The following is a 13,837-nucleotide window of genomic DNA, read 5'->3' on the forward strand; positions in this document are numbered from 1 at the left end:
GAAAAGCAAAACCCGCAGCTTCACGGCTGCGGGTTTTTTCTTGGCTTTCCGGGTTCATGACCGGGAAGAGCAATCAGGTGGCTGACACAGGGCTATTTTGACCTCATATCCCGCGCGGTTTGGCGCGCGTGGTGGCGGTGGCACTGGCAGGGTCCTCGGGCCAGACGTGCCTGGGATAGCGCCCGCGCATCTCGGCGCGCACCGCGGTCCATGAGCCGCGCCAGAAGCCGGGGAGATCGCGCGTGATCTGGATCGGGCGGTGCGCCGGGGACAGCAGTTCGAGCGTGAGCGGCAATCGGCCGTTCGCGATGGCCGGGTGTCCGGCGAGGCCGAACAGTTCCTGCACCCGCACGGCGACGGAAGGGTTATCCCCGCTATAATCCACAGGAATGCGTGATCCCGTCGGGGCGGTGAAGTGGGTCGGCGCGTCGCGTTCGAGCTGCTGCTGCCGATCCCACGGCAGCAGGGCCTTGAGCGCCGCGTCGAGCGTGCCGGTATCGATCTGCGCGAGGCCGGTGAGGCCGACGAGATGGGGCGTGAGCCATGTCTCGACCGTGGCCGCGAGCGCCTCGTCCGAAAGGTCGGGCCAGAGGTCCGCGCCTTCCGCCTTGCGCAGAAAGGCGACGCGCGTGCGCCATTGCGTGAGCGCCTTCGTCCACGGCAGGGCGGCGACGCCGAGCCCCGCGATGCCCCGCGCGAGGATGGCGGCGGCCGATTCATCGGGCTTCACCGGCAGCGGCTGCCGGTCGAGCACGATGGCGCCGAGCCGGCGTGTGCGACGGCTGCGCAGCGCCTTCGCGCTGGTGTCGAAAGTCGTCTCCGCCGCCTCGACGATCATATCGCCGGCAAGCGTCTCCACATCCTCGGGCGTGAGGGGGGCGGCGGAGACGATGCGCGCCGATGCGGCCGAGCCGGTGATTTCAGCGACCGCAAGCCAGGTTTCGCGCGCAAGAGGATCGGCGGGATCGAGCGTCGCGCCGCGGCCGTTGGCAAGGACATAGATGCCGTCGCCCGCGCCGTCGCCCGCGCGGGCACGGGCGATGCGGTCCGGAAAGGCGAGCGCGAGCAGGGGGCCGGGGTCCGGGGCGCGCGTCGCGTCCGCGGCGGGGCCTGCCCAGTTGCGCGCCAGCCTGCGCATGTCGCCGGCGCGCGGCGAGCGGTCGCGGCGGAACTGGCCGACGCGCTCCGTGATGTCGACGGCGTTGCCGCCCAACCCCCGCTCCACCAGCACGGCGGCGATCTCGGCGGCTTCGGCGCCACGACCGCCGCGACGCGCCTCGACGACCATGCGGGCGAGGCGTGGCGGCAGCGGCAGTGCCTGCAGCGCCCGGCCGGTATCGGTGAGGCGATGGCGGGCATCGAGTGCGCCGATGCCTTGCAGGAGCTTGCGCGCCTCGGTCACGGCGGCGGCCGGCGGCGGATCGAGAAAGGGGAGGCGGGCCGGATCGTCGATACCCCAGGCGGCGCAGTCGAGCAGCAGGGGCGCGAGGTCAGCGGAGAGGATTTCGGGCGTAGAAAAGGGCGCCAGCGCGCCGGTGGCGGCTTCCTCCCACAGGCGGATGCACACGCCCGGCTCCGTGCGCCCGGCGCGGCCCCGGCGCTGGTCCGCGGCGGCGCGCGAGGCGCGCACCGTTTCAAGGCGCGTGATACCGATGTCGGGCTCGAAACGTGGTACGCGAGCAAGACCCGAATCGATCACCACGCGCACGCCATCGATGGTGAGCGAGGTTTCGGCGATGGAGGTGGCGAGCACCACCTTGCGCCGCCCGGCGGGGCTCGGCCGGATGGCGAGGTTCTGCGCGGCGCGGTCGAGCTGGCCGTAGAGGGGGGCGATATCCACAGCCTGTCCACCGGCGGACGCCTGGCTAAACCGCTCCTCCAGCAGCGCCTCCGTGCGGCGGATCTCGCCCTGCCCGGGCAGGAAAACGAGGATGGAGCCGGGCTCCGACGCGAGCGCCGTGCGCACGGCGGCGGCCACCTCCTCCTCCAGCCGGCGGGCTGGATCGCGGCCGCGATAGCGCGTCTCGACCGGGAAGGCGCGGCCTTCGGATTCGATGACGGGAGCTGGAGCGCCCGGCGCGCCGAGCAGGCCGGCGACGCGCGCGCCGTCAAGGGTGGCGGACATGACGAGGATGCGCAAGTCCTCGCGCAGGCCCGCCTGCGCGTCGAGTGCGAGGGCGAGGCCGAAATCGGCGTCGAGCGAGCGCTCGTGAAACTCGTCGAAGATGACGACGGCTATGCCGGCGAGTTCCGGATCGTCGAGGATCATGCGGGCGAAAACGCCTTCCGTCACGACCTCGATGCGCGTGCGCGCGCTCACTTTCGAACCGAGACGCACGCGCAGGCCCACGGTCTCGCCGACCGGCTCCGACAGGGTTTCCGCCATGCGCGCGGCGGCGCCCTGGGCGGCGAGGCGGCGGGGTTCCAGCATGACGATCCTGCGCCCGCCGACCCAGGACTCGCCGAGCAGGGCGAGCGGCACGCGCGTCGTCTTGCCTGCGCCGGGCGGTGCGACGAGCACAGCGTTGCGGCCGCGCGCCAACGTCCCGCGCAGGGGCGCGAGCACTTCGTCGATGGGCAGGGCAGGCGGGGTGTCGGTCATGAGGCTGGCTTGCATGATTCGTTCCGGTGACATCTTGCGCATCTCCCGCCCGTACGTCACCATTGTCATCGAACTGTTGAAAGCCTATGCTCTGCTTGCGGGATGATAACGTGGGCGAATCCGTAAGGCCCTGAAGCCAAAGAGCAAGGTGCGCGCGGTGCGCCCGGGTTCGTCACGCGAGGGGCGGGGGTGGGAATTTATATGGGTGCCAGGAATCATACGGGTGCCAAGAGTGCGGCCGGCGCCAGAATTTTCAGGGAGGATGCGTTCATCGGGGCGCGGGGCGGGCGGATGCCTGCATTCCTGCAGCCCAAGGTCTGGGGCAACCCCAAGGCGTGGAACTGGGTGCAGAACGGCAAGTTCGGCGGCGGCTTCAAGTTCGGCCTGCCGCTCGACACCGGCGGCCTCGACCCCGTTCTCGGCCGCATCGGCTCCCTCGAAGTGCGGCTCGCAACCACCAAGCGCGATATTCGCCGGGCGCAGCGCCTGCGCTACCGCGTGTTCTACAACGAGATGTCGGCGGTGCCCAACGCCGCCTGCATGCTCGCGCAGCGCGACATGGACGAATACGACGCCATCTGCGACCATCTGCTGGTGCTCGATCACGACGCGCCGCGCAAGCCGTTCCGCCCCAACAAGCCGAAGGTGGTGGGCACCTACCGGCTGCTGCGGCAGGAGGTGGCGGATCGCTCCTTCGGCTTCTACACGGCCGGCGAATTCGACGTGCAGCCGGTGATCGACGCCAACCCGCAACTGCGCTTTCTGGAACTCGGCCGCTCCTGCGTGCTCAAGCCCTACCGCAACAAGCGCACCGTCGAACTGCTCTGGCATGGCATCTGGACCTATGTGCTGCATCACCGCATCGACGTGATGTTCGGCTGCGCGAGCCTTGAGGGCACCGACCCCGCGAAGATGGCGCTGCCGCTGAGCTTCCTGCATCACTATGCCCGCGCGCCCGAGGAATGGAACGTGAAGGCCCTGCCGGACCGTTTCGTGCGCATGGACCTGATGAGCAAGGAGGGCATCGATGCCCGCGCCGCGCTGCACAGCCTGCCGCCGCTGATCAAAGGCTATCTGCGCCTTGGCGGCACCGTGGGCGAGGGCGCGGTGATCGATCGGCAGTTCGGCACCACGGACGTGCTGGTGATGCTGCCGGTGAAGGCGATCAACCCGCGGTACATCGGTCACTTCGGCGCCACCGCCGACCGGCACGCCGCCTGATCCCCGGGCTATTCGATCCTGCTCCGCCCGTGCTTCAGCGCTTGCGTTCCAGAATGCGCGAGACGACGCGGGCGGTGTAGTCCACCATGGGCACGATGCGCGAATAGTTGAGCCGCGTCGGGCCGATGACGCCGACGACCCCGAGGATCGTCTGGCGCGAGTCGCGGAAGGGCGCGGCGATCATCGACGAGCCGGACAGCGAGAACAGCTTGTTTTCCGAGCCGATGAAGATGCGCACGCCCTCGCCGCCCTCGGCGCGCGACAGCAGGTCGATGACGTCCTTCTGCGTCTCCAGATCGGCGAACAGCAGGCGGATGCGCTCGACGTCCTCCGCCGCCTTGAGATCGTCGAGAAGGTTCGCCTGTCCGCGCACGATGAGCTGGCGCCCGTCGGAGGGGCCGACGCTGACGGCGAGGCCCGCGTCGATGAGGCCAGTGACGAGCGCGTCGAGTTCCTGTTCCATACTGGCGCGGCGCTGCTCAACCTGCGCGCGCAGCTCCGCCAGGGTGAGGCCGCGCAAATGCGCGTTGAGATAGTTGCCGGCCTCGATCAGGGCGCTCGACGGCAGGCCGGGCGGCAGGTCAAGCAGGCGGTTCTCGACTGCGCCGTCCTCGCCCACCAGCACCACGAGCGCCTTCGCGGCATCTAGGCGAACGAATTCGATGTGCTTCAGCGGCGGGTTCTGCTTGCCGGTGACGACGACGCCCGCGCCGCGCGTGAGGCCCGACAGCATCACGGTGGCCTCCGACAGCAGGCTGTCGAGCGAGGTGCCCGTCGCCGCCGCGGCCACCTGCGATTCGATGCGGCTGGTCTCTTCCGAATCGAGGTCGCCGATTTCCAGCATTGCATCGACGAAGAAGCGCAGGCCGCGCTCGGTTGGCATGCGCCCGGCGCTGATGTGGGGTGCGTAAAGCAGGCCCGCCAGCTCAAGGTCCGCCATCACGTTGCGTACGGAGGCGGGCGAGAGCGGCATGGAGAGAAGGCGCGCGAGATTGCGCGAGCCGACGGGCTCGCCCGTGGCGAGATAACCCTCTACCACATGGCGGAAAACCTCGCGCGACCGCTCGTCAAGGTCCGCAAAGAGGCGCGCGCTGTCCGCAGTCGGGACGGTTCGATACGGCATGGTCATCAGAAAACAGTCATCACGGTATGGTTTTTGGCTCCTGACTTGCCTCTCCCTGATTAGGGCAACAGGGGGGGCTGCTTCAAGAGGGGGAGCAGGCAGGCCTTGCGGAATCGGCTTGTCGGCGGCGCGCGAGATGCTACAAGCCGCGCAGGACGATCATTATTCCAGGGATAAGTTCGGTGAATACCTCCATCCGCCCCTCAGGGCGCGCTCCGGAAGAGCTGCGCAAGGTAACCCTCGAACGCGCCGTGGCGCGTTATGCGGAAGGCTCCTGTCTGGTGAAATTCGGCGAGACGCACGTGCTGTGCACGGCCTCGCTGGAAGACAGGCCGCCGCCGTGGCTGCGCGGACAGGGCCGCGGCTGGGTAACGGCGGAATACGCCATGCTGCCGCGCGCCACGCTGGAGCGCACGCGCCGCGAGGTGACATCCGGCAAACCCTCCGGCCGCACGCAGGAAATCCAGCGCCTCATCGGGCGCAGCCTGCGCGCGGTCGTGGACCTGCATGCGATCGGCGAACGGCAGATCGTGGTCGACTGCGACGTGCTGCAGGCGGACGGCGGCACGCGCACCGCCGCCATCACCGGCGCGTGGGTCGCGCTGCACGATTGCCTGCAATGGATGCAGGCGCGCTCCATGCTGTCTGCCAAGGCGCTGAAGGACCACGTCGCCGCTGTCTCCTGCGGCATCTACAGAGGCACGCCGGTGCTCGACCTCGATTACGCCGAGGACTCGGCGGCCGAGACCGATGCCAATTTCGTGCTGACCGGCACGGGCGGCATCGTCGAGGTGCAGGGCACGGCGGAGGGCGCTCCCTTCAGCGAGGAGGAGCTGCTGCGCCTGCTGGCACTGGCAAGGGCCGGGACGGAAAAGCTCGTCACCCTGCAGAAACTGGCGGTATCCTGATGGTGCGCAAGCTGGAAGGGCGGCTCGTCGTCGCCTCGCACAACCCGGGCAAGTTGCGCGAGATGCGTGAGCTGCTCGCGCCCTATCACATCGAGGCCGTGTCGGCGGGCGAACTCCACCTGCCGGAGCCGGACGAGACCGGAACCACCTTCGCCGAGAACGCGGCGCTGAAGGCGCATGCTGCGGCGACGGCCACCGGCCTGCCCGCCTTTGCCGACGATTCCGGCCTGTGCGTCGAGGCGCTCGACGGTGCGCCGGGCATCTTTTCCGCCCGCTGGGCCGGCCCCGACAAGGACTTCCCCGCCGCTATCGCTCGCATCGAGCGGGAACTCGAACGGCGCGGCGCGCTGGACGACGCCGGGCGCCGGGCGCATTTCGTTTCCGCGCTCGTGGTGGCATGGCCGGACGGGCACGAGGAACTGTTCGAAGGCCGCGTATTCGGCAAGCTGGTGTTTCCCGCGCGTGGCGACAGGGGTTTCGGCTACGATCCGATCTTCCAGCCGGAAGGGTACGACATCACTTTCGGCGAGATGTCGTCGGAGCAGAAGCACGGCTGGTCGCATCCGCAAGGATTGTCTCACCGCGCCCGGGCGTTCCGCCGTCTCGCGGCGGCGCTGCTGGGCTGATACCTGAGCCCCACTCATCGGGAGATGATGAAGCCCATGCGGGGCCTGGCAAGGCACGCACGTGAGTGGCCGCAGAACGGGAGCGCCGGTGTCAGTCAGCGGTTCTCGCGCAGGAAGGCGGCGATGGCGTCCGCGAAGGTCTGGCCGTAGCGTTCCAGCTTGTGCTCGCCCACGCCCTGCACCATGCGCATGGCATACAGGTCGGTTGGTTTGAGGCGGGCCATGTCGACCAGGGTGCGGTCGGGGAAAACCATGTAGGCGGCGGCGTTCTCGGCCTTCGCGAGTTCGAGGCGCAGGCTGCGCAGATGCTGGAACAGGGCGTTTTCCGCCTCCGTGAGCAGGGACGCCGCCTCCCCTGTGCGCGGGCTGTCGCGCCTGCGACGCGGTTCCTCCGCGACGGCGCGCAGCGTCAGCTTCTCGCGGCCGAACAGGATGTCCTCGCCCTTCTGCGTCAGACGGTAGCCCGAATAGGCTTCGCCCGTCTCGCCGACGGCGCCGGTGGCGAACAATTGCCGGATGATGGTGAGCCACGTCCGCTTGCCCTTGTCCGCGCCAACGCCGAATGTCTTGAGCTTGTCGTGGCCAAGGCGGGACACCGCCTCGTTCTCCGTGCCGGTGAGGATGTCGGCGATATGCGCCGCGCCGAAGCGCTGGCCGGTGCGGGCGATGGCGGACAGCACCTTCTGCGCATCGATGGTGGCGTCGTAGAGGCTGACGCCGCCCCGGCAAAGGTCGCAGCCGCCGCAGGGCTCGCTCGCCTCACCGAAATAGGCGAGCAGCGCCTGCCGCCGGCAGGTCGCGGTTTCGCACAGCTCGATCATGGCATTGAGCCTGCGGTGCTCGATGCGGCGGCGCTCGTCGTCGATGTCCTTCTCGTCGATCTGCCGCCTGCGCAGCGCCATGTCGGAGGCGCCGTAGAGCGTGAGCGTCCACGCCGGCAGGCCGTCGCGCCCGGCGCGGCCGATCTCCTGATAGTAGCCCTCGATGCTGCCGGGCATGTCGGCGTGGGCGACGAAGCGCACGTCCGGCTTGTTGATGCCCATGCCGAAGGCGACCGTGGCCACCATGACGATGTCGTTTTCCTGCAGGAAGCGGTCCTGCCGCTCGCCGCGCAGCGCCTGATCGAGCCCGGCATGGTAGGCGAGCGCGCGCACGCCCTTCTGCGACAGGCTTTCCGCGATTTCTTCCGTGCGCTTGCGGGCCGAGGTGTAGATGATGCCGCTCGCCCCCTTGTGCGAGAGGACGAATTCCGCAAGCTGGCTCGCGGGACGCTCCTTCGCCGCGAAACGCAGATCAAGGTTGGGCCGGTCGAAGCTGTGCACGACGACGCGCGGCTCCTCCGGAAAAAGCTGCTGAACGATGTCGGCGCGGGTGGTGCGGTCGGCGGTGGCGGTGAGCGCGATGGTCTGCGGTGAGCCCAGTTGCTCGCGCACCTGCCGCAGATTGCGGTAATCGGGGCGGAAATCGTGGCCCCATTGCGATACGCAATGCGCCTCATCGATGGCGAGGCGGCGAATGCCGATGTCGCGCAGGGCTGACAGCATGTTGTCGCCCGCGAGTTTCTCGGGTGAGACGAACAGAAGCTTCAGCTCGCCGCGGCGCATCATCCGCCACGCCTCGCGATTCCCGTCGTCGGTGTTGGCGGAATTGATGGTGGCCGCCGGCACGCCGAGGGCCGTGAGCTGCCCGACCTGGTCGCGCATCAGCGCGACCAGCGGCGAGACGACCAAGGTCATGCCGCCATCGTCCGTCATGGCGGGCAACTGGTAGCACATCGACTTGCCGCTGCCGGTTGGCATCACCGCGAAGACGTTCTCGCCGTTGAGCACGGCGGCGATCACCTCGTCCTGCCCCGGGCGGAAATCGTCGTAGCCGAACACCGACTTCAGCACAGCCCGCGCACGCTGCGCGAGTGCGGGGCTGACGGGCTGAACCTGTGCTGCGCCGGCCTGTGTCATGAGCGGGTGGCGACCGCGACCGCCGTGCCCACCATCACCGTCCCGGTGGCGCGGTTGATGAAGGCGAGCGCCCGCGGGCTGGAGAAAAGGCGGCGCGCGCGGGCGGCGGCGAGGACGTAGGCCGAGAAGATCACCGCCAGCACGGCGAAGGTGACTGCCGCAAGCTCCGCGAAGGTCACGGGTGTGACGGCGTCGAGCGGGATGAAGCCCGGCAGCAGCGCCAGATAGAACATCATCGCCTTCGGGTTCGACAGGCCGACCATCAGGCCGCCGAGGAAGGCAGCGGGCCCGCCCTCGCCCACCTCCAGCGGTGCGGAGGCGATAGACGTCGCCGGCGCCGTCCAGAAATGCCACGCCAGCCAGAGCAGATAGGCGGCGCCGAGGTATTTGATGACGATGAACACGCCCTGGAAGGTCTGCGCCAGAACGGCGAGGCCGGAAACGGCGACCGTCAGCCAGAGGACATCGCTGATGATGATGCCGAGCAGGAAGGGCGCGAGCCCCCGCGTGCCGCGTGCCAGCACCCGCGCCACGATGGCGGCGACGGCCGGCCCCGGCACGGCGGCGGCAATGGCGAGCGCGCTGGCGAATATCGCGAGCGCGGTGATGTCGATGCCATGCACGGGAGGCTCCTGACAGCGAAAAGAATACGCGGCGCGAATCCGCCCGCGCCGGGAAATCATGCGTTGAAATGGATAGCCTGTCCGGGCGTGACGAGGCAAGTGACGGCCGAGGCGGGCAGGTCCGCGAACAGCGCAGGGTCGGCGCCGGTCATGAAGATCTGGCTCCCGAGCCGCTCCAGCGCCGCGAACAGCGCCGCACGTCGGCGCGGATCGAGATGGGCGGCGACCTCGTCGAGCAGGACGAGCGGCGCGATGCCGCTCATGTCCGCGACGAGGCGCGCATGCGCAAGCACGAGGCCGATCAGCAGCGCCTTCTGTTCGCCCGTGGAGCACAGGGCGGCGGCCATGTCCTTCGCCGCATGGCGGATGGCGAGGTCGCTGGTCTGCGGGCCGGCGAGCGCGCGGCCGGCGGCGCGATCGCGCGCGCGGCCCTCGCGCAGCCCGCGGCGGAAACGGTCCTCCACCTCCACGGCGGGCAACGCGCCGAGTTCGTCCTCCAGCGTGCCGGCGAGGGCGATCCGCGCGGAGGGAAACGGCGAGGCGCTGTCGTGGCCGGCGTCGATCAACGCCTGCAGCCGCGCCACCGTTTCAAGGCGCGCGGCAGCCACGGCGACGCCGAGTTCCGCGACCTCGTGCTCGATGGAATCGAGCCAGCGGGCATTCGTGGGCGCCTCGTCGAGGATGCGGTTGCGCGATGACAGCGCCCGTTCGTAGGCGCTGGTGCGTGTGCCGTGAGCGGCATCGATGGCGAGCACCAGACGGTCGAGAAACCGGCGTCGGTCGCCGGCCGGGCCGAGGAACAACCCGTCGAGCGCCGGCGTCAGCCAGACGATGCGCAGATATTCGGCGAACGCCGCGGGAGAGGGGACGGGCGCGCCGTCGATCCGGCATTTGCGGCCCGTCGCGGACGGCTCCAGCCCCGTGCCGAGCCGCGCGCCGCCGGTTGCCCGATCGAGCGTAACGGATACGGCAAAGCCACCGCTGCCGCCCTTGCGCGCCATGTCCGCGAACGGCGCACGGCGCAGGCCGCGCCCCGGCGTGAACAGCGACAGCGCTTCGAGCAGGTTGGTCTTGCCGGCGCCGTTTTCGCCCACGAGCGCCACGATCCGCGCATCGGTATCGAGGTCGAGCGCCGCGTAGCTGCGAAAATCCGCAAACGAAAGCCGCGTCACCCGGCGCGGCGCGGGCAGTGCGTCAGACACGCATCGGCATCAGGACATAGAGCGCGGCCGCGCCCTCGCGGTCCTGGATGAGGGTCGGCGATCCCGGGTCGGCGAGCAGCAGCACGGCGGTGTCGCCATCGAGCTGGGCAGCGATGTCGAGCAGATAGCGGGCGTTGAAACCGATATCGAGCGGCGCCGAATCGTACTCCACCTCAAGCTCTTCCGTCGCGCTGCCGGAATCCGGATTGGTGACGGAAAGCGTCATGCGGCCTTCGGTCAGCGAGAGCTTGACGGCGCGCCCGCGTTCTGACGAGATGGTGGACACGCGGTCGACGGCGGTGGCGAACTCGGCGCGGTCGACCACGAGGCGCTTGTCGTTGCCCTGCGGGATGACGCGCTGGTAGTCCGGGAAGGTGCCGTCGATCAGCTTCGACGTCAGCACCACGGTGCCGGCGGTGAGGCGGATTTTGTTCGCGGACAGTTCGACCTGCGCCTCGCCATCGATGCCGTCGAGCAGTTTGTGGATTTCGGTCACCGCCTTGCGCGGCACGATCACGCCGGGGATGTCCTGCGCGCCGGAGGGCGAATCCATTTCGACGCGCGCGAGGCGGTGGCCATCGGTCGCCACGGCGCGCAGCTTGACGGCGCCGTCGTTCTCGAAGGCGTGGAAGTAGATGCCGTTCAGGTAATAGCGCGTCTCCTCGGTGGAGATCGCGAACTGGGTCTTGTCGATCAGCTTCTTGAATTCGGCCGCCTGCACGGTGAACGTGTGCGGCAGCTCGCCGGCGGCGAGGTCCGGGAAATCGCTTTCGGGCAGCGCCTGCAGCGTGAAGCGCGAACGCCCGGCCCGGATGACGACCTGCGCGCCGTCCTGCGCCGATTCGAGCGATATCTGCGCGCCGTCCGGCAGTTTGCGGATGATGTCATAGATGACGTAGGCCGGCACGGTGGTCGCGCCTTCGAGCGCGACGTCGGCGGGAAGCGTCTCCGTCACCTCCAGATCGAGGTCGGTGGCGCGCAGCCGCAGCGTCCCGCCCTCGGCCCGCAGGAGCACGTTGGACAGGATCGGGATCGTATTGCGCCGTTCCACGACCCGGTGGACATGGCCGAGCGATTTCAGGAGCGCGGCCCGCTCGACGGTAACCTTCATCGACACTTCCATTCAACTGCAACGCCACACACGCCCCGCCCGGCATGATCCGACAGGCAGGGACGGCACAATGGCGTTTAACGCGCTGAAGCGCAAGAGGGGAGCCGCCCTGACACGCACTTTCCCCGCCACCCTGGGGAAAGGCGGGACAGCGGGCAGGGGTCATTCCTGCAGCATGCGCTTGAGCAGCTCGATTTCCTCGCGCAGCGCCGCGTCGTCGCCGACCATCTTCTCGATCTTGCGCACCGCGTGCAGCACCGTGGTATGGTCGCGCCCGCCGAAACGCCGGCCGATCTCCGGCAGCGAGCGCAGGGTGAGGATCTTCGACAGATACATCGCGATCTGGCGCGGCTTCACCACCGCCGCCGTGCGCCGCTCGGAGAGGATATCGGCGCGCGAGACGTTGTAACGGCTGGCGACCAGCTTCTGGATGTCCTCGATCTTGACCCGGCGCGGTTCGCGCGTGCGGATGAGATCGCGGATCGCGGCCTCCGCTGTCTCCAGCGTCAGCGGGGTGCCGGTCAGCGTGGTGTGCGCCAGCAGCCGGTTGACCGCGCCGTCGAGATCGCGCCCGTTGGTGGCGATGACGCGCGCCACGTAGGCGACGACGGTGTCCGGCACCTGGAAGGTGGGGTTGACGGCGCGCACCGCCTCGATGCGGGCGGCGAGGATGCGCCCGCGCAGGTCCTCGTCGAGCGCGTTGACCTCCACGACGAGCCCGCCGGCGAGCCGCGAGCATACCCGCTCGTCGAGCGCGTCGAGGTCGGACGGCGGGCGGTCGGCGGCCACGACGATCTGGCGGCCGGCGTCGATCAGCGAATTGATGGTGTGGCCGAATTCCTGCTGGATCGACTTGCCCTGCAGGAACTGCACGTCATCGATGATGAGCAGGTCGATGCCGCGGAGCTTCTCCTTGAAGGCGAGCGCGGTCTGCGACTTCAGCGCGGCGACGAAGCCATACATGAAGCGGTCGGCCGTGAGATAGATGATCTTCTTGCCCTGGATGCGCGCCTCGTGCGCCACCGCCTGCAGCAGGTGCGTCTTGCCGAGCCCCACCCCGGCGTGGAGGTAGAGCGGATTATAGAGTGCGGGGCCCGTGGCGTGGCGGGCGACGCGCTCGGCCGCCGCATGGGCGAGCGCATTCGAGTTGCCGATGATGAAGCTCGTGAAGGTCAGGCGGCTGTCGAGCGGGTTGCCACCGAAGTCGCTCACCGTGGCCGCCTCCTGCGCCGTGAATGTCGCGGCGGGCGCCGCTGCTGCCCGGCTTGCCACCGGCTGCGCGGCAGCACCCTGCGAGGCGGTCAACGCGGTGGCGGCCGGGCGCAGCGCCTCGACGGCACGCGGCTGGGCCGCCGTATGGACGCTGCCCTCGCGGCCGACGGAATCGCGCACGGCGAAGGAAACGCGGGCAACGCCCGGATACTCCGCCTTGAACAGCGTGAGCACGCGGTCGGCGTAGTGAGACTCGATCCAGCTCTTCAGGAAGCGGGTGGGGACGGTCAGATGAGCGGTCTGCCGGCTGACGGATTCGAGTTCAAGGCGCCCGAACCAGCTCGCGAAGACATCCTCGCCAAGCTCCGCGCGCAGGCGGCGCTTGACGCGGGGCCACGCGGCCTCCGGCGTGTCGGTGTCGCGGGGAGGGGTGTCGTCCGCGTTGTCGTCGTCGGAACCGCCGTTCCCGGAACGTGACAATGCATCCATGGCGCGAAAGGACGACGCGCTCTCGCCGTCCTGAAGGCCACGGGCGTATTTCGCATTGTCATCCGTTTTGTACATTGTCTGGCCGCTCCGCCTTGAAAACGGAGCCTGACGCATCGCGTCACGCTCCGGTTGCCTCATCCCGCATGCCCTCGCCAGCCGGAACCGCCGCCCTGAACGGCGGCCTGCCCTGACCGGAGGCACAGTTTATTGTCGCCGCACCAGCCGACGCCAAGCGCCGGGCCGATGCCCCTCCATATATTCCCGAACGGGACGCCGCCGCCTTGCGGCAACCGACGCCCCTGAATACGCTCCTGCCGGCACACCGGGTCAACAGCCGGCATTGCGGTTACCCGCCCACCGGACGTTCATGCCGACGCCTGCGCCGCCATCTGCCCGCCTGACCATCCGAGAACGGGGACGGTCATGCGACTATGTCAATCATCTTACATCCAGGCGTCATCCGTCTGGAAAATATGTTCCACCAGCCGGCTCAGAAGAACCTTCTGTCGAAAACCTGCAGTCCATGGTGAGATCAGATGAAATGCAGAACCGGTGGCGTATCAGATATTAGTAAGTGCAAGTATAGATATATTCTCAAAAAATAATAACTACCTCGCAAACACAACTACGCACACTCGGCATACAAAACGCTGCTCGTAAGCTGTCCGGCAGGAGTATTGCCGGTGCCTTCGGTCGAGCGCGTCTTGACTGCAAAAAGCCCCCCGAACGAGGGGACTTCCCGGCCGCTGCCCTTCAGTTTGG

General features: G+C 68.6%; 10 protein-coding genes. 3 read left to right on the forward strand and 7 right to left on the reverse strand.

Features of this window, described 5'->3' with window-relative positions:
• Window positions 1-103: 103 nt before the first annotated feature.
• Window positions 104-2,602: an ATP-dependent helicase HrpB gene (hrpB, locus tag FHS82_RS01975; RefSeq protein WP_166948904.1), complete on the reverse strand. Its 2,499-nt coding sequence runs from the start codon at window positions 2,600-2,602 to the stop codon at window positions 104-106.
• A 201-nt stretch (window positions 2,603-2,803) separates the two neighbouring features.
• On the opposite strand from hrpB, the gene olsB reads away from it, so the two are divergent.
• The gene (gene olsB, locus FHS82_RS01980; protein WP_166948157.1) at window positions 2,804-3,823 is read left to right on the forward strand and encodes a l-ornithine N(alpha)-acyltransferase; all 1,020 of its coding nucleotides are present in this window, start codon (window positions 2,804-2,806) and stop codon (window positions 3,821-3,823) included.
• A 34-nt stretch (window positions 3,824-3,857) separates the two neighbouring features.
• Here the strand turns inward: olsB and hrcA are convergent, their stop codons facing one another.
• Entirely contained in the window at window positions 3,858-4,952 is a 1,095-nt protein-coding gene (gene hrcA, locus FHS82_RS01985) for a heat-inducible transcriptional repressor HrcA (RefSeq protein ID WP_166948159.1), read from the reverse strand.
• Between the two features lie 188 nt (window positions 4,953-5,140).
• Between hrcA and rph the strand changes: the two genes are divergently transcribed.
• Both rph and rdgB read left to right on the forward strand, forming a co-directional pair.
• The gene (gene rph, locus FHS82_RS01990) at window positions 5,141-5,854 is read left to right on the forward strand and encodes a ribonuclease PH (protein WP_166948906.1); all 714 of its coding nucleotides are present in this window, start codon (window positions 5,141-5,143) and stop codon (window positions 5,852-5,854) included.
• Window positions 5,854-6,480 (forward strand): RdgB/HAM1 family non-canonical purine NTP pyrophosphatase, encoded by a 627-nt coding sequence (rdgB, locus tag FHS82_RS01995; RefSeq protein WP_166948161.1) that lies wholly within the window; start codon window positions 5,854-5,856, stop codon window positions 6,478-6,480. Before rph ends, rdgB begins: the two co-directional genes overlap by 1 nt.
• 95 nt (window positions 6,481-6,575) lie before the next feature.
• On the opposite strand, the gene recQ is transcribed toward rdgB, so the two are convergent.
• The 5 genes from recQ to dnaA all read right to left on the reverse strand — a co-directional run bounded on the left by recQ (window position 6,576) and on the right by dnaA (window position 13,075).
• Entirely contained in the window at window positions 6,576-8,438 is a 1,863-nt protein-coding gene (gene recQ / locus FHS82_RS02000; RefSeq protein WP_166948163.1) for a DNA helicase RecQ, read from the reverse strand.
• Window positions 8,435-9,061: a LysE family translocator gene (locus tag FHS82_RS02005; protein WP_343042480.1), complete on the reverse strand. Its 627-nt coding sequence runs from the start codon at window positions 9,059-9,061 to the stop codon at window positions 8,435-8,437. The genes recQ and FHS82_RS02005 overlap by 4 nt, the downstream gene beginning before the upstream one ends.
• Before the next feature lie 56 nt (window positions 9,062-9,117).
• Complete coding sequence (gene recF, locus FHS82_RS02010) at window positions 9,118-10,263, reverse strand: DNA replication/repair protein RecF (protein ID WP_166948165.1); 1,146 nt, start codon at window positions 10,261-10,263, stop codon at window positions 9,118-9,120.
• Entirely contained in the window at window positions 10,256-11,374 is a 1,119-nt protein-coding gene (gene dnaN, locus FHS82_RS02015) for a DNA polymerase III subunit beta (RefSeq protein ID WP_166948167.1), read from the reverse strand. Before dnaN ends, recF begins: the two co-directional genes overlap by 8 nt.
• 162 nt (window positions 11,375-11,536) lie before the next feature.
• Window positions 11,537-13,075, reverse strand: coding sequence for a chromosomal replication initiator protein DnaA (gene dnaA, locus FHS82_RS02020; protein ID WP_166948909.1), 1,539 nt, complete (start codon window positions 13,073-13,075; stop codon window positions 11,537-11,539).
• Window positions 13,076-13,837: the final 762 nt, after the last annotated feature.

Source organism: Pseudochelatococcus lubricantis (assembly GCF_011762225.1).
GTDB lineage: Bacteria > Pseudomonadota > Alphaproteobacteria > Rhizobiales > Beijerinckiaceae > Pseudochelatococcus > Pseudochelatococcus lubricantis.

Bases quoted from the DNA above. Each gene is read 5' to 3' on its own strand.
- hrpB (WP_166948904.1), bottom strand. From the start codon at position 2,602: ATGACCGACACCCCGCCTGCCCTGCCCATCGACGAAGTGCTCGCGCCC.
- olsB (WP_166948157.1), top strand. From the start codon at position 2,804: ATGGGTGCCAGGAATCATACGGGTGCCAAGAGTGCGGCCGGCGCCAGA.
- hrcA (WP_166948159.1), bottom strand. From the start codon at position 4,952: ATGACCATGCCGTATCGAACCGTCCCGACTGCGGACAGCGCGCGCCTC.
- rdgB (WP_166948161.1), top strand. From the start codon at position 5,854: ATGGTGCGCAAGCTGGAAGGGCGGCTCGTCGTCGCCTCGCACAACCCG.
- recQ (WP_166948163.1), bottom strand. From the start codon at position 8,438: ATGACACAGGCCGGCGCAGCACAGGTTCAGCCCGTCAGCCCCGCACTC.
- dnaN (WP_166948167.1), bottom strand. From the start codon at position 11,374: ATGAAGGTTACCGTCGAGCGGGCCGCGCTCCTGAAATCGCTCGGCCAT.
- dnaA (WP_166948909.1), bottom strand. From the start codon at position 13,075: ATGGATGCATTGTCACGTTCCGGGAACGGCGGTTCCGACGACGACAAC.